The organism is Neokomagataea thailandica NBRC 106555 (assembly GCF_001598495.1).
GTDB classification, from domain to species: Bacteria; Pseudomonadota; Alphaproteobacteria; order Acetobacterales; family Acetobacteraceae; genus Gluconobacter; species Gluconobacter thailandicus_A.
Genome location: NZ_BCZB01000018.1, coordinates 42477 through 63468, shown reverse-complemented (window position 1 = coordinate 63468; position 20992 = coordinate 42477). Strand labels below are relative to the sequence as shown.

The window sequence follows — 20992 nt, the reverse complement described above, 5'->3', positions numbered from 1 at the left end:
GGTCACGTCATTGCCATCGCTCCAGTGGTGTTCAACATCGCACTGATGGCTCTTGAGTTGCTGGTAGGCCTGTTGCAGGCATATGTCTTCGCGATCCTCACCTGCATCTACCTGCGCGAGGCTGTTGAGCACTAATTTTAGCGCGCAATAACCTCAGCATATTCGTTTCTCTTCCAACCGCCTTCTAAGGAAACTCTAACATGGACGTTCAAGCAGCTCGTGAAATCGGCGCCGGTCTGGCAGTTATCGCTCTGGCAGGTGTCGGCGTCGGTATCGGCAACATCTTCTCAACGCTGGTCAGCACCATCGGCCGCAACCCTGCATCACGTGCAAACGTGTTCGGCCTCGGCATGCTCGGCTTCGCGCTGACAGAAGCTGTTGCACTGTTCGCCCTGCTGATCGCATTCCTGATCCTGTTCTCCTAAGTCGAGGGTCACAATGAACCGCATGCCACGCTTTTTCCTGTTCGCCGCTATGCTGGCGGCCGTGCCGGGCCAAGCTGTGGCTGCGGGCATGCCCCAGCTCCGCTTCAATGACCATTTCGTCATTGGCCAGGTCGTCTGGGGTGCCGCCATCTTCATTGGCTTCTACCTCGTCCTTAGCCGCTCAGCCCTTCCAAAGGTTGAACGGGTTCTGACAAACCGCCGTAACCGCATCCAGAATGATCTGGACGTTGCACGGCGCGCCAAGGCAGAAGCTGATGCGGCCAGCGCTGAGCTTCAGAAAGCACGTCATGACGCTGCCGCACAGGCACGTGCCAATGTCGAGCGTATCCAAAATGAGGCTCGCGCCACTGCCGAGGCCCATGCCCAAGCAGCCGCAACGCGTTTAGAGGCTGAAATCGCTCAGGCCGAGGAACGTATCGCCCAATCTCGTAACGCTGCTCTTGCAAGCCTGCCAGAAATCGCAACCCACACGGCTCAAACCGTTGTCGGTCGCCTGATCGGTACAGACGCAAGCACAGCACAGGGTTCGGCTATTTCCGAAGCCATCGCACGGGCACAAGCCTGAAGGAGGACATGATGTTCCACGAACCACGTTTCTGGACCGCACTGGCCTTCGTCCTTTTCTTCGTGATTTTCGGACGCAAACTCTGGGCTGTCATCACGCAAACGCTTGATGCACGCGCAGACCGCGTCCGTGCTGACCTCGATGAAGCATCCCGCCTGCGCCGCGAAGCCGAGCAAATGCTCGAAGACGCCACGCGCGAACGGGAAAAAACACTCGAAGAAACGAAGCAGATGATCGCCCGCTCGGAAGCTGAAGCTGCCGCCGTGGCTGAACGCGCCCGTCAGGACGCTCAAGACGCTGCTCAACGTTACGAAGCCCAAGCTCGTGACCGTATCGAAGCTGCAGAGCGCGCTGCTCTGCGTGAAGTACGTGACCGCGCTACGGCCATTGCCATTTCTGCTGCCCGTGATGTTGTCGCATCACATCTGGCATCAAACCCAGAAGCTGCCGCATCACTTGTTGATCAAAGCCTTGCTGCTCTGCCAGCATCGCTCCGCAAAGCGGCCGCCTAAACAATGACAACCGCTAAGGCCCGGGAGAATGCTTCAATGTCACCCGGGTCTTCGCCCTCTTCTACGGTCCCCCCTATGACGCAAAGCTCTCTCACGATCAGCATTGTCATGGCGGTGTTAAACGAGGCCGACAATATTCTTCCCGTCTGTCAGGAAATCGCCGCAACACTCGAGCACCTCCCATCATGTGAGGTTGTCGCAGTAGATGACGGCAGCACAGACAGCACGGTGCAGAAACTCCTTGAAGCCCGCGCCTCCTTCCTGCCTCAGCTTCGTATCATCAGCCACCCTAAGCGCCTTGGAAAATCTGCCGCGCTACGCACTGGCATCGAAGCTGCAAAAGGGGAGTGGATTGCCACCATTGATGGTGACGGCCAAGATGACCCTTCTGCAATCATCACTATGCTTGCCCTCGCTCAAAAGGCCGAAGGCACACCCGCTCTCGTCGTTGGTGTACGCCGCAAACGTAGTGACCGCCTCTCACGCCGTATCGCCACGAAATTTGCGAACGGTCTGCGTGTCAAACTCTTGAATGACGGCTGCCCCGATACAGGCGCACCACTCAAGCTTTTCTCACGAGCAATGTTCTTGCGTATCCCTCAGTTTGAGGGCGTTCACCGCTTTTTGCCTGCTTTACTCGGCCATTACGGCGCACCGCTCATCTGCCACGAGGTACAACACCGTTCCCGCCTACACGGCCAATCAAAATACACAAACCTCAACCGCGCCCTCGTCGGTATTCGTGACCTTCTCGGCGTTATGTGGCTCCAAAATCGGACCCACCTCCCGTCACGCACAATCGAGCACTGAAACCGCTCGTTATTGGCAGCGTTCTCGCTGCCTTTTTTTTGCGTGACTGAACCAGAAAATCCACTGGTGAACTTGGACATGCCTTCATGACATTAACACTCCGCCACTACATTTTTCTTGGTCTGATGACCTTCATCTTGGCCCTTCCGGGGCGCATGTCTCTCCCCCCCTTAGACCGGGATGAGCCACGCTATATGGAAGCATCAGAGCAAATGCTGCTCTCCCACAACTACGTTGATGTCCGCTTCCAAGACAAACCACGTTACCTTCAACCTGCGGGCATTTATTGGCTCGAATCCGCCTCAACAGCGCTCGCAGAAGACATGTTTGGCCCGGACGTCCTGCGTGAAACATGGCCTTACCGTATTCCAAGCCTCATTGCTGCATCCGTGGCGGTTCCTCTCACGGCATGGATTGGCAGCACATTATTTGGCGGCATAACAGGGCTTCTCGCGGCCAGCTTGCTCATGGTGTCCACATTATTCGTGGCCGAAAGCCGCATGGCCACCATCGATACAGTCCTTCTCCTCGATATTCTCACGGTTCAAGCCGCGCTCCTACGCGCTTTTAAAGACCGCGAAAACGCACGTCCCACGCCCCTCAAAATAGCCCTTCTCTATTGGCTCGCTTGCGGCGTCGGCCTCATGCTCAAAGGGCCAGTGGTCCTGATTCCAGCCCTCGGCACCCCCCTCGCCTTCTGGCTTTCAGCGCGTTTCACAAAAGAGCGCTCAACCCAACCTAGCCTTTTCAAGCGCATGCGCCCTTCATGGGGCTGGCTGCTTATGCTCGTAGTCGTTCTGCCGTGGTGCATCGCGATCAATACCCTCAGCCATGGCCAATTCTTTTCTCTTGCTGTGGGTCACAACTTCCTTGGAAAAGTCGGACATGCTCAGGAGTCTCACGGCTTATTCCCAGGCTACCACTTAGCCGTTTTTGCCATCGCCTTCTGGCCGGGGTCACTCTTTGCCGCTTTAGCACTCCCTGCCATCTGGCGGCATCGCGCCCTTCCAGAAGTCCGCTTTCTTCTCAGCTGGATTCTACCTCACTGGCTGGTATTTGAGCTCATCGCTACCAAACTGCCCCATTACGTTCTACCAACCTATCCTGCTATCGCCATTCTCACCGCCGCCTCCCTCACACTCTGGCAGCGTGAAAAACTCAGCCGCATTGGCGTGGTACTGGCAGGCCTCTATGGAGCCGTATGGGCTGCTATAGGCCTCGCCTTCTGTGCTGCGGGTACCATTCTGCTTGCCCATCTTGAGCATAAACTCTCAATCCGTGTCCTCATCGGCTTCAGCGGCGCTTTCCCCCTCATGCTGCTCGCGATTTGGTTCATTCTCAAACACGAGCGCCGTCAGGCCCTCTTCTGCGTCATGGGAGCCGCCATTCTGACACAAGCCGGACTATTCTTGGCTGTAATCCCAAATCTACAAACAATTCGCCTTGCACCACGCGCGGCAGAACTGTTTCACACCGTCCAACCCTGCGCAGACAGCACACTCATCTCAACATCCTATTCTGAGCCCAGCCTTGTTTTCTTATCCGGCCCCAATACACAGCTTTTAGGCCCACAACCTGCGGCACGTTACCTAGCAGAGCATAAACAATGCAGCCTCGTGCTCATTGATCACAAAGACGAAGCCGCTTTCCGCCAAGCCTTGGCCCCAACCGGAACAGACATCACAGAGTATGGGCGCATCACTGGCCTCAATTACTCAAACGGCCACCACCTTGACCTTGGCCTCTTCGCCCCACGCTAACACCTCCAATAAAAAAGGCCTCCCAGAACTTGGGAGGCCTTTTTAAATCCATAGAGCACACGCTCAGTAAAAGACCATTCAGCCTTCTGCAGATGGCTCAACCTTCTGCACAGCTTCTAAACGCGCCAGTCGCTCTTCCAACCCGGCCAACCGTGCTTCTGCTTCTTCTTGCGCTAAACGCGCACGCCCTGCCATTTCCTGAATAGCGTCAAACTCATCCCGACGCACAAGATCCAAACCATTCAGAACTTCATCGACGCGTGCCCGTACGATTGCGTGAATTTCTTCACGTACACCATTCGCCGCAGAAAACGCATTGCCAGCAAGCCCTGCAATATCATCAAAAAAACGAGCCTTAATCGACATCCGTGCAACTCCTAAACACAACACCCATACCCGAAAACCTCAAAAGGCCGAGTCCGTATTGCTTGGTTCGTAGCGATAGAACGACTATACAGGAAGTCTCGTCAGCGTCACGGCTGGCATTCTTTAATTGGTCATCGCCGTTCCATAAGGCCACACTACTGGAGTCCCCCCCCCATGAGCCATCCGCTCCTGTTCCCCGGTTTTGACCCAGTAGCCTTTCATATCGGCCCATTATCCATACGGTGGTATGCGCTAGCCTATATGGTGTCGTTTATTTTAGCGCTACCACTTGCCAAACGGTTATGCCGCCTTTCACCCAGCGTCGCTAACAGCGCTCTCGTCGATGACTTTCTCTTCTACGGTATTATCGGCGTCTTGCTGGGCGGTCGGCTCGGCTATGTCCTGTTCTACCGTCCAGATTTTTACTTCTCTCACCCCATCGAGATTCTCAAAACATGGCAAGGCGGCATGTCTTTCCATGGTGGCGCATTGGGGGTCATCCTCATGCTGATCTGGTTCACATGGAAGCGTAACATTAACTTCTTCGCATTTGCTGACCGGATTGCACCCGTTGTTCCCATCGGATTAGGTCTCGGTCGCTGTGCCAATTTCGTTAACGGTGAACTCTGGGGCCGTCCCGCACCGGAGAACTTACCATGGGCCATGATTTTCCCCACTGGCGGCCCCATCGCTCGGCATCCATCAGAACTGTATGAAGCCCTCACAGAAGGCGTCCTGTTACTGCTGGTTATGCTGGTTGCTGCTGGGCAAGAGAAACTCCGTCAACGCACAGGCTTCCTCTCCGGCCTCTTTCTGGTGGGCTATGCCCTAGCCCGCAGCTTTTGTGAATTCTTCCGTGAGCCAGATGCCAATATCGGCTTCCTCCCCGGCGGTACGACAATGGGTCAACTCCTTTGCATACCCATGGCCCTCGCGGGGATAAGCATTATCCTCTATGCATGGCACCGTTCAGCACCGAGCACAGCTCATGCCTGATACAATCATCCCCCCCCAACTGTATCTGCGTGATGAGCACCTTCCCGTGCCTCATGGTTTCTTCACGCGGTTAGGCGGCGTCTCACCAGCCCCCTTTGACAGCCTCAATGGCTCGCTCTCATCCATAGATGCCCCCGAACATATTGCTGAAAATCGTGCGCGCATCGCCCGTACACTTGGCGTTCAACCCGCCCGTTTTCTAGGCCTCAAGCAAACCCACAGTGCCATCGTCCACACCATTCGGGCTGATACCCCTCTCTGGACAACCGGGCGCGGCCCAGAAGGGGATGCCCTCGTCACCGACTGCCCCGAAACAGCCATCAGCACCATCACAGCCGATTGTGGACCTCTACTCTTATCCTCAGATGACGGTCACATTGTCGGCGCAGCTCATGCTGGTTGGCGGGGCGCTGTCGGTGGCGTGATCGAAGCGGTAGTCACCGCTATGAAAGCCATTGGTGCTCACAACATTCATGCGGCTGTCGGCCCCTGTATCGGCAAAGATGTCTATGAAACCGGCCCAGATATGTATGACGCCGTTTGCACACAAGACCCAGAGCGTGGCCCTCGTTTCTTTCGCAACGCACCACGTGACGGGCATTTTTTCTTTGATCTATCGGGCTATTGCGTAGATCGACTACACGCAGCCGGCGCCACAACGGTCAACAGTCTTGATGTGGACACTCTCACAGACCAACGCTTCTTCAGTCACCGCCGCAGAACCCTTGCCGGCGGTGGTCATATCGGCCACCAAGTCTCCGCCATTCGCCCGTTGAAGTAGTATCAGACCAGAAGGCCCCACACATCCTACCCCTACAATAACGCTCTTTACCGACACAGACGGAATTGGGACAAATGTCTCAAATAGCCTGCTTATCAATTGCTCACCTTAAATCTTTGCTCATGGTACACCTACACAGGCTCTACATGATACAATCTCCACAGAAATATGAAAAACCGATCAATCTTACCTTTTAAACGGTTTACCCTATTTTGCATCTCCATCACGTTGCCGTTAGGTTTTGATATAGGTCGTTCTTTATCGCGGCCTTAACGCTTAAAGTGTTCATGAGCGCGAAACGCGGTCTTTATTGAAGGAGCACAACAGGGCGATGCTGGTTTACAGCCCCATTACGGAACAATCCCCAATGCTCTTGGACCGTTCTATTCGCGCCCTTCATTTTCAATCCCGCGCAGATGGCGCCGCCAATCCTGACGGCTTGTCGCGCTTCCCCGCCGTGTCGCACACCGAATCATGCACTCCATGCTTTCCGGTCACGCCCGCGCGGTCAATGAGGCACTGAAGATTATGACGTTCACCGTCGGACATTACCTCGCAGAACGCCTGACACAGATCGGGCTCAAGCATCACTTCGCCGTGGCCGGGGACTATAACCTAGTCCTGCTCGACCAACTGATCGAGCACGGCGGTACGGAACAAATCTATAGCTGTAACGAGCTAAACTGCAGCTTCTCTGCTGAAGGCTATGCACGCTCCAACGGTGCAGCCTGCGCCATCGTGACCTTCAGCGTAGGCGCGATTTCCGCCATGAACGGCATCGGTGGCGCTTACGCTGAGAACCTGCCCGTTATCCTTGTTTCCGGCGCGCCAAACACCAATGATCACGGTTCCGGCCACGTTCTTCACCACACAATCGGGCTGACGGATTACTCCTATCAGCGCGAAATGGTGCGGCACGTTACCGTTGCAGCTGAAATCATCGTTTCTCCCGAAAATGCACCGGCACAGATCGACCACGTCATCCGCACGGCCCTGCGCGAGAAGAAACCTGCCTACCTTGAAATTGCCTGCAACATCGCAGCATCCCCTTGCGTACGCCCCGGCCCGATTTCAGCACTCTTCTCTAGCCAACCCGTTGATGACACCAGCCTGAGCGCCGCTCTGGATGCCAGCTTAGCGTTCCTCGAAAAACGCGAGAAAGTGGTCATTCTGGTCGGCAACAAACTCAAATCAGCCGAAGCACTCGAAGAAACCGTCACACTGGCAGAACGCCTCGGCTGTGCCGTCACCGTAATGAGCGCAGCCAAGGGCCTCTTCTCAGAAGCACACCCTCTATACCGAGGCGTTTATTGGGGTGAAGTCAGCAGCAAAGGCACCGAGAAGATTGTTGAAGGCGCTGACGGCGTCATCACACTCGGCCCCGTCTGGAATGACTACGCATCAGTCGGCTGGCGCAAACTGATCCGTGGCGAAAACGTCATCGAAGTGAACCCAGAGAGTGTCACAGTCGATAACCAACAATTCGCCAGCATCCCACTCAAAGCCTTTGTCAGCGCTTTGGCCGCAAAAGCACCGTCCAAGCCCTCTTCAGCCAAAGATTCTTATACACCTCTGACAATTGCCCCTGCCGCACCAGACGCCAAGCTGACCAACGATGAACTGACACGTCAGATCAACGCCTTGGTCGATAGTGACACCACGCTCTTTGCTGAAACAGGCGATTCTTGGTTCAACGCAACACGCATGACCCTGCCAGAAGGCGCACGCGTCGAATCTGAAATGCAATGGGGCCATATCGGCTGGAGTGTTCCATCCGTCTTCGGTAGTGCTGTTGCTGCACCGGAGCGCAAACATGTGCTGATGGTGGGCGATGGTTCTTTCCAACTGACGGCTCAGGAAGTCGCTCAGATGATCCGCTACGAAGTGCCGGTCATCATCTTCCTGATCAATAACTTCGGCTATGTCATTGAAATCAAAATCCATGACGGGCCATATAACTACATCCAAAACTGGAACTACGCGAAGCTGATGGATGCCTTCAATGGCGGCACCGGCGCAGAAGACGGCTCACTACGCGGTGGAAAGGCCCTCGGCCTGACAGCCACAACAGGCGCCGAGCTTAAAGCCGCTATCGCAGAAGCTCAAAAACATACACGCGGCCCAACCCTCATTGAGTGCCGTCTGGACCGTGCCGATTGTTCAAAAGAGCTCGTAGAATGGGGCAAGCAAGTCGCCAAGGCCAACTCCCGGAAACCACAAGCCTAACGCCGTATAAACCGTCTTATTGCGGCTGGTAGGACAACGCCGTTGGTCTTTATGAGACCAGCGGCGTTTTGTCGTCATGACAAAGGGTGGCATCACGCTGAAGGCCATCCAACCGCACATCATCCAGTGTGCTCATATGCACCTGAATTTGATCATAAGTCAGCACCACATTCCCTTGGGCATCATGAACACCGATCGGTACACGCCGCGCCCATCCGCTGACACGAATACGCCGGCCTAAATAACGCTCTTGCACTTGCTCCGGCGTCAAACCCGTACGCTGCACGACCGTATCAGGAATCTCAATAATCAGCGTTTTCTGATCCCGGTAATTCTTGCGGGAATCCAAGAAGACGGCCCCATGTACATGGCCCGTCCTACAAACTGCCATCGTAAACTCCCCCACCACACCATGAGGTTCAATACGCGCCGCAACAGCAGCTTCTTCTGCGGTTAATGACGCGGAGTCCGCCAACACGACAGAAGGTAAAAAGAAAACACTCAGAAAGAATGCACCAGCACGAAGCGCCATCACATCATTCCTCTCCAACACAAAAAAAGCGGGCCCTTTCGGAACCCGCTTTTCGCACAAACACTCCAAGAAAAAGAGTGCTTATTGTGGCCAATGCGCCAATACGCTCTGCTTCACAGATGCTGGCAAACCAACATATTCAAGGCGAACATTATCAGCATCGCCATGTTCAAAACCAAAAGTGAAGAACTTACGAACAGCCGCTGCATTCTCAGCATTCGTCGGGTTCGTAGGAACCAGTACGAATGTTGCCGTCACGATTGGCCATGCACCTGCACCTGCTGTATCCAGAAGGTTCACAGCGTAATTAGAGGCGCCAGTCCAGTCAGCAGATTGCGCTGCTTCAACAAAGCCCTTCAAAGAAGGGGAAACGAACTTGCCCGCATGGTTACGAATTTGCGCAATGTTCAGATGGTTCTGAGCAGCATAAGAGTACTCAACATACCCGATGCCACCTTCTGTCTGCTTCACCATAGCCGCAATGCCATCATTGCCACGTGCGCCTGAACCACCCGGCCATGCGATGGACGTACCAGCCCCCAGCTTTTCTTTCCACGTTGGAGAGACTTGTGACAGGTAGGACGTGAACACAAAGCTCGTACCGGAACCATCAGCACGGTGTACCGGAGCAACATCCGTATCTGGCAGATCCACACCTGGGTTCAGGGCCTTGATACGATCATCATTCCAAGTGCTGATCTCACCATCGAACAATGCCGCAATCGTCGGACCATCGAGGTGCAGTGAACCCGGCTTCACGCCCGGCACATTAGCAACAACAACGATACCACTCATCACCGTTGGGAATTGGAACAGATGTTCCTTCGTCAAGCGTTCCGCATTCATCGGCTTGTCAGATGCACCGAAATCAACGGTACGTGCGATGACCTGATCCTGACCAGCGCTAGAGCCAACGCTCTGGTAATTCACCGTAACACCAATTTGGGTTTTCGCAGCTTGGCCCCATGCACCATAAATCGGCGCAGCAAAGCTAGAACCTGCACCCGTAATATCTGCTGCTTGTGCAGAGAATGCACCAAGCGCCGTCATAGCGGCAAAGCCCAAAAGCGCAATTTTGCTCTTAATCATGGGAAACCCTCTGTCAAGATATTTGAAAACGTGTACCCATCCTAGCCTGCGGGTGTTTCCCACAACAGCCGCAGTTCCATGATAGTTTCGTGACACCCACAAGAAAGAGTGGCAGTTTCGTCACAGTACACGCTAAAGAGAGCGATTTTTGTCATTAATAAAAATAATTTCACACGAAGAATAACGCAGTAATACGCGAAAAACGTAATTTTTGTCACAAAACTGTCATGTATCTGCCATGAAACCTTCGCGGTTCGTCGCCTCCTAAATCCGATAATTCGCCGAGAAGAACACGCACACACACTATTTGATGTGAAGGAAGCATACGCGGCAATGACCCACTCACTCCGCCGGACCAGCGCACTTCTCGCCACTTCTGCTTTGGCTATTTTGGGGAGCTTTGCTCCACCAGCCCATGCAGCAGACCAAATGGAAATCATGGAGCGTCAAATTCGCACCATGCAGGCCCAACTGAACTCAATGAAAAAAGAGCATGCTGAAGAAGTAAAGCGCGCACGCGCAGTGCTGGCACATCAGCGTGAAGATGCTGAAAACAACCCCTACGGCACACGCGCCTCCATGGTCGGACAAAACGGCCAAGGTAGCTGGGCTGTAGCACAGCCAACACTCGCACCGGCACGCACCGCCGGCACGCCTTATGGTGAAATCACCGGCACACCTGCGGCACATTCTAGCCTGTATGGCCCTCTGCGCCGTGGGCAAATCCAAGTTGGCGGCGTACGCATCACATTGGGTGGTTTTGCTGAAGCCGCAGGCATCTGGCGTTCACGCAACACCGGTTCGGATATCTCCACAGGCTACAACGCCATTCCATGGGGCAATAGCCCAACACATAACATGACGGAATTCCACCAAACCGAACGTCAAAGCCGTTTGGCCGCCTTGGTGGAAGGCATGATCACCCCAAAACTTGAAGCCGACGGGTATGTCGAGACCGATTTCCAAGGCGCAGGCTCTGCTTCCAACTCCCGCCAGTCTAACTCCTACGTTCTGCGTGCCCGCGTATTCTACGGTGAGCTGAAAGACAAAGCGGACGACCTGCAAATTCTTGGTGGTCAAAGCTGGTCTCTTATCACGCTGTACAACAAAGGTCTGTCGGCGCGTGATGAACAAATCCCGCTCACCATCGAAGCACAATATGTTCCGGGCTTTAACTGGACCCGTAACAGCCAGCTCCGCATCGTAAAGGGCTTCGATAACAGCCGCTATCACATCGCGCTATCTCTCGAAAATCCATCCTCCGTTCCTGCTGGCACACCTCTTCAAAGCAACGTCACGTACCGCGTAACAGGCACGAATGTGAACAACCCGGACACATGGTACGCCACAGACATCGCACCTGACGTCATTGCTAAGGTCGCGGCTGACCCAGGCTGGGGTCACTACGAACTCACCGGCCTGTTGCGCTTCTTCCATGACCGCGTCAGCACAACCGGCGCAGGCCAAAACCAAACAACCGTTGCTGGTGGTGGCGGTGGTGGCATGATCCTACCAATCATCGACAAGAAGTTGTACTTCCAAGCCTCTGGCTTAGCGGGCGTTGGCTTGGGCCGTTACGGCACATCCAATATCCCCGATTTCACCTTCAGCCCAACAGGTGCACCAAAAGCTCTGCCTGAAGCCAATATCCTGTTCGGCGTTTACGGCAACCCAACCAAAGCCCTTAAGCTTTACGGTTATGCCGGTGCAGAACGCGTGACATCACGTGAAGCCTTCACCTCTGGCGGTAAGGCTTACGGTTATGGCAGCCCACTCGCAAACATGACGGGTTGCAACACCGAGATGTCCACCCTCTGCGCAGCAAGCAGCAACGTTCGCACCGTTGTACAAGCAACCGCAGGCTTCTGGTATGACTACATGAAGGGTGACTACGGTACCGTGCGTATCGGTGGTCAGTACTCTTATACCTATGTCGACTCATTCTCTGGTGTTGGCGGCCGCCCACATACAGACGACAACATGGTTATGATGTCCCTGCGTTACATGCCGTTCAACTAATAACACTCTACGCAGTTCAACCTCTTCTCAAAGGGGTTGGGCTGCTCTCTATCACCACGAAGAGCCGAAACTTCTTATAATTTGAGCTTCTGCGGGTTCTGTGGACAGACCTCCACACTCAAAGACCCATATACAATAAAAAACCATCAGCCAGTCATTCCATTTCACATTTTCAAAAAGCCTTTTCGCTGCTTTTTTTCGAAAAAAGAAGCAGCCCAAAAAAACCTTCACATTACCAATGACTTCCCCCCCATCCCTCCGTCAGCTATGGACTACAGTCAGACTGACGGAGAGATTTCTTTATGCGTATCGCTATGATCGGCGGCGGTTATGTCGGGCTCGTTTCAGGCGCATGCTTCGCCGAATTCGGTACAGATGTCACAATCGTTGAACGAGATGAAAAGAAACTCACGGCCCTGCGTGAAGGCCGTATCCCTATTTTTGAACCCGGCCTAGACACGATCGTCTCCAACAATACCCAAGCAGGGCGCCTTACTTTTGGTCATGACCTCGCTGAGGCTATAGCCGATGCAGATGCCGTCTTCATTGCTGTAGGCACCCCCACCCGCCGGGGCGACGGCCATGCAGACTTAACCTATGTCTATGCTGCCACACGCGAAATCGCATTAGCAGCTCACAAAGATCTGCTCGTCGTCACGAAATCAACCGTCCCTGTTGGGACTGGCCGCGAAGTCGCACGCATCCTCAAAGAAACACGGCCCGACCTTGCTTTTGACGTCGCGTCGAACCCAGAATTCCTACGAGAAGGCAACGCGATTGGCGACTTTATGCGCCCCGACCGTGTGATTATCGGCATCAACCAAGACACACACGACAATGGCGCACGCGCAACCGAACTGATGCGCCGCCTGTATCGTCCCCTCTCCCTTATTGAAGCCCCCATCGTCTTTACGGACCTCGAAACGGCCGAACTCACCAAATATGCGGCCAATGCTTTCTTGGCGATGAAGGTCACATTCATCAATGAGATGGCTGATCTTTGCGAAAAAGTGGGAGGCAATATCCATGATGTGGCACGCGGTATGGGGCTTGATCAACGCATCGGAAAACGCTTCTTGAACCCCGGCCCCGGCTATGGTGGTTCATGCTTCCCAAAAGATACCCGCGCCCTCAGCGCCATTGCTCAAGATGCAGGAGCCCCCGCACAGCTCGTTGATACCACCGTACGTATCAATGAACGCCGCAAAGAGGAAATGGCCGAACGAATCATCACCCGCTCTGGTGGCTCCGTCCAAGGAAAAACCATTGCCGTTCTCGGGCTCACCTTCAAACCCGATACCGATGATATGCGCGAAGCCGCATCTTTACCCATCCTCCAAACCTTACATGAGCAAGGCGCCACCCTGCGCGTCTTTGATCCTGAAGGGATGAGCGCAGCACGCCCACTCCTCCCGGAAGGGCTGCAATACTGCCATAATGCGCTCGACGCAGCTCAAGGTGCCGATACACTGGTCGTTTTAACGGAGTGGAATATGTTCCGTGCATTAGACCCGGAACGCCTAAAAGAGATGATGCGGGGGCGCGTGATTGTTGACCTGCGCAACATCTGGAGCCCCCACATCATGCGCGAAGCTGGCTTCGATTACAGTTCCGTCGGGCGTCCATGATGCATGTGGTCTGTGCTCGTCTTTGGAAGGTGCTTCCGAAGACGGCTCGGATGGCGCGCCCGATCTACCGGAGCAAACGTCCCATTACGCAAACGAGCCTCTAATTCCTCAAGGGAATAACCCTTCGTTTCCGGCACATAACGCAGAACAAACCACACCGCAAACGCATTCACCGCCGCATACAACCAAAATGTCATATCCGCCCCCAATTCACGCACGAGGGTCAGGGTAGTTAACGAGATTAGTAAGTCAGCCCCCCAATGGCTACCTGCCACAAGGCTCATCCCTTTACTCCGGCACGACAATGGATAAACCTCAGCGCCCACAAGCCAAATTGCTACCGACAAACTGCCCGTATTAAACACCGTATAGGCCATCAGCGACAGCACCATGACCCAAGCTCCCCAGCCATGGGTCATATGCAGCGCAAACATCAGCCCCAATATCACTAAAGACAGTGCAGCCCCCGGAAGCATACGCAAAATCAGCGTACGACGTCCCCAACGATCCACAGCCCACCCACCGAAGAAGGTGGCCCCGACCATCGCCAAACCAACGGCCACCGACGTCAAAAGCGCTGTCGATTCACCAAACCCAGCCCCCGCAAAAATGGTCGGTGCATAATACATAATCGCATTAATGCCCGTAAGCTGACACAAAAGCGCAATCCCGACAGAAGCCACCAAAGCAGGACGTACCCAAGGTTTTTTCAACTCAGACCACGGTGCCTGTTTATCTTGATGAGAAACAATATCATGCAGTTCATCATGAGCGACTTCGGCCGAACTCCGCACACGCAGCAACACCTCTAACGCTTCATCATGACGCCCCTGCATGGCAAGCCAGCGCGGGCTATTCGGCAAAAAGGCCATCCCAACAAACAAAATAACCGCCGGAAGCATGCCAATACCGAACATCCAGCGCCAACTGGCATGCTGCAATGCATATCCCGTCAAAAATGAGAAAGTAACACCCATCACCACAGCGAGCTGGAACGCGACAACCAAACGCCCTCGCCGATGGGCCGGAGAAATTTCTGCAATATAAATCGGTACAATCTGAGAGGCTGCACCAATAGCAAGGCCTAGTACAAGACGTGAAGAGGACAAGACCTGAACACTACTGGCCGCCGCCGCGCCAATCGTTCCTACGATAAACAAAGCTGCTGCCAGCATAATTGTTTTACGCCGACCAAACCGGTCAGAAATCGGCCCCGCACCAAGGCACCCCACAAGCGCCCCGAAGATAATCGTCGATGTCACAACTTCAGCACCCAGCGTACTGAGATGAAATTGCGTCCGTATTTGCAACAGAGCAGACGAGATGATGCCGGTATCATACCCGAACAACAAACCGCCCGTTGCTGAAATGGTCGCAATAAACGTACTGAGCGAATCTCCTCTTAATGTCCTGGAGATATCGAGTGCTTTTGTCATGTTTGAACCCTCCGCCGAGTGGCGAATCACTATCTATACTGATATCTTTAACGCTACAGACATAGAAAGCACCTCACATTTTCGCGCGCAGCAGCATCAAAAGACCACCCAGCCTTTCCCTCCACCTCACACTATGATGAACTAGCCCCGCGCCCCCATCAGTGCTGATGTACCCGCCCAAGATCAAAGGACGCGCACACCATGCTCCGCATTTTGCAGCGTTCCCCCTGCAAACAACACGCCCCCCCACAGCAATTTCTGCTTTTCAAACAACGAGATTATGCCCTCTGGGCTGCTGGAACTTTTGTGTCCAATATCGGCACATGGGTACAACGCACAGGGCAAGATTGGTTAGCCCTCACAGAACTCCCCCACCACAGCGCATCCCTCTTGGGGACTGTGATCGCCCTACAATTTATTTCACCCATTCTCTTCCTGCCATGGACCGGCACTTTAGCAGACCGTTACGACAGACGGCGCCTCCTCATCATAACACAAAGCATGATGGCCATTTTGGCCTTACTCATTGGCACCCTTACCATCACCCACCACATTGATCGGTGGGGCTTATATATCCTCACTTTCCTCTTCGGTACGGCAGCCTCTTTTGATGCCCCCGTACGCCAAGTTTTTATCGGAGACCTCGTGGGAGATACCGCCTTGCCTGCGGCCGTTTCCTTTAACTCCATTTCTTTTAATGCTGCCCGTTTTATCGGCCCAGCCGTTGGCGGTGCCATCATCAGCGCCACCAGTACAGGCTGGACCTTTCTCATCAACGGCGCATCCTTTTTTGCCGTCCTCGGATCCTTATTCTTACTTCGTGTAAAACGTAACGCCGTACGACAGCACACTCAAAACCAACGTTTTTTGGACGGCCTGCATTATGCATGGCGCAAGAATGAACTGCGCTCTACGCTCATAATGCTCGCCCTCATCGGGACTTTTGCCCTGAACATGTCCCTCTTTGTCGCCACCATGGCCGTGCACGTATTCCATGCCAATGCAGGGCGTTATGGTTTGCTCTCATCCATCATGGCGGTTGGTTCCGTTATTGGCGCAACCTTAAGTGGCTTTCACCATAAAAACCGCTACCGTAGCCTCCTTTTCGCCGCAGGCTTACTCGGTATTAGTTGTACTGCCGCCGCCCTAGCCCCCACATACTGGCTTTTCGGCGCAACCATTATCAGCATTGGTATCGCTGCATTACTGTTCACCAACACCTCAAACACACTCATGCAACTCGCCACAGAACCCGCCTATCGTGGCCGCGTCATTGCACTTCGGATCGGGGTTGTCCTCGGTGGCACACCTATTGGCGCCCCAATAGCAGGCTGGGTGGCCGACACATTCGGGCCACGTTGGGCCATCGCCTTGGGTGCACTCTCTTGCTACATCGCCGTCACAATCGGCAGTATGACGGGACCTAAAAAGCCCTCTTAGACTTCCCTTTTTTCATACCCGAAAAGACCATTTTCTCTCTATAATTTGCATATACGGGAAGATTTCCCATAAACTCAGCATCCAAACGAGCAACTGGAAAGATTCAATGCATAACGTTGCCGCTCTAGTCGCTGATGCTGCACTATTTGTTCTATTTCCTTGGATTTTATGGCGCATAACAAACCGCGCATTACCGATTGCGGTCTTACCTATATTGGTCGGAATACTCATGGCCGTCTGGCACGTGCCGGTAAAAACGCTCGGTATTCCATCCATCTATGGCAATGATATCGGCTGGGTGGCCGTTCTCGTCCTTGCGTTCACAGCAGGATTAGAAATGTGGCAACAGCCCGCCGGTACGCTTGCCAGCGATGAACTCCCTGCCCCCACTCTTGGGCGCTTGATTGGCGGTGCTTTTGTCGCCTTAGGTGGCCCCTTCATCATTGGTTCCATTTTTGCACTGACCTACCTACTCCCCTTACCGGGCTGGCACCCACCACACGCAACGCCTCTCATTGCAGCCGCATCCATTGGCTTATGTATTGCTGTCAGTGCCTTACCGGTGTTGATCGGTGTAGTCCGTGAATTAAAACCGGCTCAAAAACCCCTCGGCCAATTAGCGCTCAAACTCGCTGTCATTGATGACGCGACGTTATGGGTTGGCCTGGCCGTTCTTCAGTTTGCTGCACGCGGGAGTGCTGCCCTCCATGGCTGGACCGGCCTTGAGGGGCTAGCCGTTCTTTTACTCATTGCGTTAGCAGCAGGTGGAAACTGGGCATCACGGCACCTGCGCAACCCACCCTCATGGCTCATTTGGGTAACCGTTCCCGTATATCTCGCTGCGGGGTCTTGGGCGAGCATGCAGCTCGGGCTGCATGAACTTATCGGGGCTTATTTTGCTGGCGCGATTATGCCGCCCTCATGGGCGCGCCGCCTCCCTATTGCACAGGTCGGCACATTCTCTTTGATCTGGCTTGCACCAATGTTCTTCGGTCATAGCGGCTTGAAGATTGATGGCGATGCCCTGACATGGCCATCCGTCATTGCATCTCTGGCGCTCGTGGCTGTTTCAATCGTGACAAAAATTGCCGCCGTCTGCATTTTCCCACCGACAAAAGGCCTGACCTTGCGTCAGTCCCTGAGCGTCGGCGCACTCCTGCAATGTAAGGGATTAATGGAAATCGTGGCCGCAACCATTCTGCACGCGCAAGGCATGCTGTCAGAATTTGCTTTTGCATCACTCATGATCTTGGCGGTGATTTCCACCACACTCACCGGCCCACTCTTCAAGCTAGTCGCGCCCCGTAAAAAAACAACATAACCCTAGGAGTGTGGCGCAGGCCCTTTTCCCCTGCGCCACACCCAGCCTTACCCACCACGCGCAATCAGTCATCCAAAGACTGATGGTAAATACCCGCTTTCATATTCCGTTCTTGTTCTGGAATACCCGGCACACCTGACATCCGCCGCATATCATCCGTCAACACCGACCGATCATAAGGCTCTTGGGACATTTCCATCTCCGCCGTCGGGTCTTTCGGCACCTTCCCCGATGATTGAGTGCCGTAAATTTGTGCATGCCCGGTAAAAACCAAATAACGATCCAACGTCGCAGCACTGATCCACCGTGCAGGTTTATATCCCAACATTAGCGCGGTTACGGCAAGACAATGCGCCCGCAAATAATCCTCGGGTTTATGCCCATGCTGTTCAATAAAGGCCGCATTATAATAATCACGTCCCGTTTTTAAATCACCAGCCTGCAAGAGCTCAGTCAGCCTAGCGCGGCGTTGCGCATCTTGAACGTTAAGTGCCTTCCAATTGATATCATCAGCATTGCGCGCAGCCTGATCATCATCAAACATTTTTTGTAAGATTTTATTATCGGCCGCATAAACGGCCTGATGAGACAATGCACACATTAATACGATAAGAAAACATCTCTTCAAACGCATCATCATATTCTCCAATAAAAGAGTATTTTTCTTATACGTCTAAATTATTTCGAAAGCGAATATATTGTCTTGCAAACACTCACCGCGTACACACACCCCTTATGAGCACAACGACACCCACCTGCCCACAATGCACCCTTGAAGACAACCACATTCAAGACGCCCAGCATGTCTGTAACATTTGCGGCTATGAATGGCCTGCTAATATCGCTGAAACATCTCCGGATGAAGACGTCATCCGAGATTCCAACGGTACTCCGCTAGCTGATGGAGATACCGTGATGATCATCAAAGACTTGAAGGTGAAAGGTGGATCAAACGCTCTCAAAGTCGGCACAAAGATCAAAAATATCCGCCTGCGTAGCGGTGATCATGATATTGAAGCTGGAAGCTATATGCTTAAATCCGAGTTTTTACGTAAAGTCTCATAAAAGACCAAAACCCAATACATAAATTCTTACGTGAACCTCTTAAGAAAACGTTTTTTGGTTCTTTTTCACAGAAAAAACATGTCAGGGGCGCAGCACATACTGCACCCCTAATGTGATTTTAAGGCTGAACAGCCCGCAATACATACCCCGTCAAACTACCACTGGCTTCTTCTTCATTTAAATCCGCCGCCAAGCGCAATTCCGGCTCCAAAGGTGCTTCATACGGAGCAGAAACCCCCGTGAACTCCGCAATTTTCCCCGAACGTGCGGCCGCATACAACCCCTTCGGATCCCGTGTTTCACACGTCTCCAATGGCGTATCCACAAAGACCTCGTGGAAACCTTCACCGATGATGTGTCGTGCCTGCTCCCGATCTTCCCGCAATGGGGAGACCAGCGCAACCACCACAACCTGACCACTTTCCGCTAAAATCTTCGCAACATGTGCAGCACGGCGGATATTCTCTCGACGATCTTCGGGTGAGAAGCCAAGATCACTGCACAAACCAGCACGCAGCGTATCACCATCCAGCACGGTGGCTTGTACGCCCTGCTCCGTCAAAGCCAACTCAGCAGAACGCGCCACCGTGCTTTTGCCGGAACCGGGCAGACCTGTCAGCCAGAACACAGCACTACGGTGCCCGCGCGCACGCTGTTGTGCCTCAGCAGACACACGGCTGGCCGTCGGATGAATAGCCAAAGCCCCCTCATCCAATTCCGCTTCACCGATCAACGGAGCGCCGCCTACAATACGCTGGAAGCGATCCACCAGAACGCCACGCCCATCACCCAGGCCCGGCGTAAACGCATCAAATAACAGCGCATGTGAGGCCGCGAGTGTGACCTCTGCAAACCCGTCAGGCTGAACCGTATCACCCGGCCCCATGCTCAGATCATCCAGATCCACCACCGCATCAATCGACGCCACAGTGACATCATGCTCTGCCGTAGCCAAACGCAAGGTAAAGCTTTCGCCCACACGCAAAGGCTCACCACGCAGCCAGAACAGACGCGTGCGCAGCCGTGCGGACTTAATCGGCGCATTCGCGCTCTGCCCGGCAGGGAATAATAAATCCCCACGATCAGGCACCAAGTCTGGCTCTAAACGCAGCGCAATGGACTCACCTGCTCCCGCCACAGGATGCTCCGGCGCATGCCAACGGCACACTTCCGCAACGGTTGCCACTTGCCCCTGCACGCCAATCGCCAGCTTATCGCCCTGACGCACCGTCCCGCGCTCAATCCGACCGGCAACATAACGCACACCATCAAAACGATACACATCTTGCACCGGCATACGGAACGGCAAGGCCAAACGTGGTGCGGGTGGCTGCACATTCGACAGCGCCTCCACCAGCGTCGGCCCCTTATACCAAGCAGAGCGCTCGGAGCGGCTGGCAATATTATCACCATCACGCGCGGAAGCAGGCACCACAGCTTCTACAGAAATGTCCAAACGACCTAAAAGCTGACGAACATCACGTTCCGCCTGCGCAATCTGCGCTTCATCAAAACCGAGCATATCCGCTTTGTTCAGCAGCACGATCACATGACGAATACCGATCAAACGCAGCAAAAGCGCATGGCGGCGCGTCTGCTCCTGCGCGCCTTCCTTGGCATCCACAACCAGCACAGCCGCTTCTGCATCTGCCGCACCCGTGATCATGTTGCGCAGAAATTGCCGATGGCCCGGCGCATCCACAATCACAAATTCACGGCTCCCCAAACGGAACGGAATCCGCGTAGAATCAACCGTCACCCCTTGGTCACGCTCAATCTGCAAGGAATCCAGCAGGAAACTCCATTCCACCGCAAGACCACGTTTACGGCTACTCTCCACAATCTGCGCCAGCTTGCCATCTTGCAGGCTATCAGTGTCATAGAGCAAACGGCCAATCAGCGTGGACTTACCATGGTCCACATGCCCCACGATCACAATCGGTGTTGCAGCCGCGCGATAGGCCTGTTCCAGCGTTTGATTCACGATTGTATCACCCATT

The 20992-nt window shown here is 54.0% G+C and carries 20 protein-coding genes; 14 read left to right on the top strand and 6 right to left on the bottom strand.

The annotated features are described in order from the left end of the window. The 6 genes from NTH01S_RS07690 to NTH01S_RS07665 all read left to right on the top strand — a co-directional run. Positions 1-135, top strand: a 135-nt coding sequence (locus tag NTH01S_RS07690) for a F0F1 ATP synthase subunit A (RefSeq protein ID WP_169802061.1), incomplete at its 5' end; no start/stop codon positions are given. 65 nt (positions 136-200) lie between these two features. Further along, positions 201-425: an ATP synthase subunit C family protein gene (locus tag NTH01S_RS07685; protein WP_068171963.1), complete on the top strand. Its 225-nt coding sequence runs from the start codon at positions 201-203 to the stop codon at positions 423-425. 13 nt (positions 426-438) lie between these two features. Next, the gene (locus NTH01S_RS07680; RefSeq protein WP_068171960.1) at positions 439-1011 is read left to right on the top strand and encodes a F0F1 ATP synthase subunit B family protein; all 573 of its coding nucleotides are present in this window, start codon (positions 439-441) and stop codon (positions 1009-1011) included. Positions 1012-1022: 11 nt separating this feature from the next. Next, a complete protein-coding gene (locus NTH01S_RS07675) occupies positions 1023-1523 on the top strand; it encodes a F0F1 ATP synthase subunit B family protein (protein ID WP_068171955.1) in 501 nt (166 codons plus the stop codon). 75 nt (positions 1524-1598) lie between these two features. Further along, positions 1599-2333, top strand: coding sequence for a glycosyltransferase family 2 protein (locus tag NTH01S_RS07670; protein ID WP_068171986.1), 735 nt, complete (start codon positions 1599-1601; stop codon positions 2331-2333). 86 nt (positions 2334-2419) lie between these two features. Next, complete coding sequence (locus NTH01S_RS07665; RefSeq protein ID WP_068171953.1) at positions 2420-4093, top strand: ArnT family glycosyltransferase; 1674 nt, start codon at positions 2420-2422, stop codon at positions 4091-4093. Between the two features lie 78 nt (positions 4094-4171). Here the strand turns inward: NTH01S_RS07665 and NTH01S_RS07660 are convergent, their stop codons facing one another. Continuing rightward, on the bottom strand, positions 4172-4459 hold the full coding sequence (locus tag NTH01S_RS07660; RefSeq protein WP_068171952.1) for an accessory factor UbiK family protein: 288 nt from the start codon (positions 4457-4459) through the stop codon (positions 4172-4174). Positions 4460-4633: 174 nt separating this feature from the next. Here NTH01S_RS07660 and lgt point away from each other — a divergent pair, with 174 nt between their 5' ends. The 3 genes from lgt to NTH01S_RS07645 all read left to right on the top strand — a co-directional run bounded on the left by lgt (position 4634) and on the right by NTH01S_RS07645 (position 8462). Next, positions 4634-5455 (top strand): prolipoprotein diacylglyceryl transferase, encoded by an 822-nt coding sequence (gene lgt, locus NTH01S_RS07655; protein ID WP_068171950.1) that lies wholly within the window; start codon positions 4634-4636, stop codon positions 5453-5455. Next, on the top strand, positions 5448-6236 hold the full coding sequence (pgeF, locus tag NTH01S_RS07650; protein ID WP_068171948.1) for a peptidoglycan editing factor PgeF: 789 nt from the start codon (positions 5448-5450) through the stop codon (positions 6234-6236). Before lgt ends, pgeF begins: the two co-directional genes overlap by 8 nt. Positions 6237-6764: 528 nt before the next feature. Further along, entirely contained in the window at positions 6765-8462 is a 1698-nt protein-coding gene (locus tag NTH01S_RS07645) for an alpha-keto acid decarboxylase family protein (RefSeq protein ID WP_068171946.1), read from the top strand. 49 nt (positions 8463-8511) lie between these two features. Here NTH01S_RS07645 and NTH01S_RS07640 read toward each other — a convergent pair whose 3' ends face one another. Together NTH01S_RS07640 and pstS are read right to left on the bottom strand one after the other, a co-directional pair. After that, entirely contained in the window at positions 8512-8994 is a 483-nt protein-coding gene (locus NTH01S_RS07640) for a hypothetical protein (protein WP_068171943.1), read from the bottom strand. An 81-nt stretch (positions 8995-9075) separates the two neighbouring features. Beyond that, positions 9076-10083, bottom strand: coding sequence for a phosphate ABC transporter substrate-binding protein PstS (gene pstS / locus NTH01S_RS07635; RefSeq protein ID WP_068171940.1), 1008 nt, complete (start codon positions 10081-10083; stop codon positions 9076-9078). 333 nt (positions 10084-10416) lie between these two features. Here pstS and NTH01S_RS07630 point away from each other — a divergent pair, with 333 nt between their 5' ends. Both NTH01S_RS07630 and NTH01S_RS07625 read left to right on the top strand, forming a co-directional pair. Further along, positions 10417-12102, top strand: coding sequence for a hypothetical protein (locus NTH01S_RS07630; protein WP_068171936.1), 1686 nt, complete (start codon positions 10417-10419; stop codon positions 12100-12102). A 302-nt stretch (positions 12103-12404) separates the two neighbouring features. After that, entirely contained in the window at positions 12405-13730 is a 1326-nt protein-coding gene (locus NTH01S_RS07625; protein WP_174523611.1) for a UDP-glucose dehydrogenase family protein, read from the top strand. On the opposite strand, the gene NTH01S_RS07620 is transcribed toward NTH01S_RS07625, so the two are convergent. Next, positions 13706-15166 carry a sugar porter family MFS transporter gene (locus tag NTH01S_RS07620; protein ID WP_068171934.1) on the bottom strand — a complete coding sequence of 487 codons (1461 nt, stop codon included), beginning with the start codon at positions 15164-15166 and terminating at the stop codon, positions 13706-13708. The two genes, NTH01S_RS07625 and NTH01S_RS07620, sit on opposite strands and share 25 nt — an antisense overlap. Positions 15167-15367: 201 nt before the next feature. On the opposite strand from NTH01S_RS07620, the gene NTH01S_RS07615 reads away from it, so the two are divergent. Both NTH01S_RS07615 and NTH01S_RS07610 read left to right on the top strand, forming a co-directional pair. Next, a complete protein-coding gene (locus NTH01S_RS07615) occupies positions 15368-16606 on the top strand; it encodes an MFS transporter (protein WP_084367127.1) in 1239 nt (412 codons plus the stop codon). 106 nt (positions 16607-16712) lie between these two features. Next, on the top strand, positions 16713-17927 hold the full coding sequence (locus tag NTH01S_RS07610) for a cation:proton antiporter (protein WP_068171923.1): 1215 nt from the start codon (positions 16713-16715) through the stop codon (positions 17925-17927). Between the two features lie 64 nt (positions 17928-17991). On the opposite strand, the gene NTH01S_RS07605 is transcribed toward NTH01S_RS07610, so the two are convergent. Then, positions 17992-18519: a hypothetical protein gene (locus NTH01S_RS07605; protein ID WP_157070912.1), complete on the bottom strand. Its 528-nt coding sequence runs from the start codon at positions 18517-18519 to the stop codon at positions 17992-17994. Positions 18520-18662: 143 nt separating this feature from the next. On the opposite strand from NTH01S_RS07605, the gene NTH01S_RS07600 reads away from it, so the two are divergent. Beyond that, positions 18663-18992 (top strand): zinc ribbon domain-containing protein YjdM, encoded by a 330-nt coding sequence (locus NTH01S_RS07600; RefSeq protein ID WP_068171916.1) that lies wholly within the window; start codon positions 18663-18665, stop codon positions 18990-18992. A 118-nt stretch (positions 18993-19110) separates the two neighbouring features. Here the strand turns inward: NTH01S_RS07600 and cysC are convergent, their stop codons facing one another. After that, positions 19111-20991: an adenylyl-sulfate kinase gene (gene cysC, locus NTH01S_RS07595; RefSeq protein ID WP_068171914.1), complete on the bottom strand. Its 1881-nt coding sequence runs from the start codon at positions 20989-20991 to the stop codon at positions 19111-19113. Position 20992 lies beyond the last annotated feature (1 nt).

Coding starts and splice junctions, on each gene's coding strand:
- NTH01S_RS07685 (WP_068171963.1), top strand. CDS start 201: ATGGACGTTCAAGCAGCTCGTGAAATCGGCGCCGGTCTGGCAGTTATC.
- NTH01S_RS07680 (WP_068171960.1), top strand. CDS start 439: ATGAACCGCATGCCACGCTTTTTCCTGTTCGCCGCTATGCTGGCGGCC.
- NTH01S_RS07675 (WP_068171955.1), top strand. CDS start 1,023: ATGTTCCACGAACCACGTTTCTGGACCGCACTGGCCTTCGTCCTTTTC.
- NTH01S_RS07670 (WP_068171986.1), top strand. CDS start 1,599: ATGACGCAAAGCTCTCTCACGATCAGCATTGTCATGGCGGTGTTAAAC.
- NTH01S_RS07665 (WP_068171953.1), top strand. CDS start 2,420: ATGACATTAACACTCCGCCACTACATTTTTCTTGGTCTGATGACCTTC.
- NTH01S_RS07660 (WP_068171952.1), bottom strand. CDS start 4,459: ATGTCGATTAAGGCTCGTTTTTTTGATGATATTGCAGGGCTTGCTGGC.
- lgt (WP_068171950.1), top strand. CDS start 4,634: ATGAGCCATCCGCTCCTGTTCCCCGGTTTTGACCCAGTAGCCTTTCAT.
- pgeF (WP_068171948.1), top strand. CDS start 5,448: ATGCCTGATACAATCATCCCCCCCCAACTGTATCTGCGTGATGAGCAC.
- NTH01S_RS07645 (WP_068171946.1), top strand. CDS start 6,765: ATGACGTTCACCGTCGGACATTACCTCGCAGAACGCCTGACACAGATC.
- NTH01S_RS07640 (WP_068171943.1), bottom strand. CDS start 8,994: ATGGCGCTTCGTGCTGGTGCATTCTTTCTGAGTGTTTTCTTTTTACCT.
- pstS (WP_068171940.1), bottom strand. CDS start 10,083: ATGATTAAGAGCAAAATTGCGCTTTTGGGCTTTGCCGCTATGACGGCG.
- NTH01S_RS07630 (WP_068171936.1), top strand. CDS start 10,417: ATGACCCACTCACTCCGCCGGACCAGCGCACTTCTCGCCACTTCTGCT.
- NTH01S_RS07625 (WP_174523611.1), top strand. CDS start 12,405: ATGCGTATCGCTATGATCGGCGGCGGTTATGTCGGGCTCGTTTCAGGC.
- NTH01S_RS07620 (WP_068171934.1), bottom strand. CDS start 15,166: ATGACAAAAGCACTCGATATCTCCAGGACATTAAGAGGAGATTCGCTC.
- NTH01S_RS07615 (WP_084367127.1), top strand. CDS start 15,368: ATGCTCCGCATTTTGCAGCGTTCCCCCTGCAAACAACACGCCCCCCCA.
- NTH01S_RS07610 (WP_068171923.1), top strand. CDS start 16,713: ATGCATAACGTTGCCGCTCTAGTCGCTGATGCTGCACTATTTGTTCTA.
- NTH01S_RS07600 (WP_068171916.1), top strand. CDS start 18,663: ATGAGCACAACGACACCCACCTGCCCACAATGCACCCTTGAAGACAAC.
- cysC (WP_068171914.1), bottom strand. CDS start 20,991: ATGGGTGATACAATCGTGAATCAAACGCTGGAACAGGCCTATCGCGCG.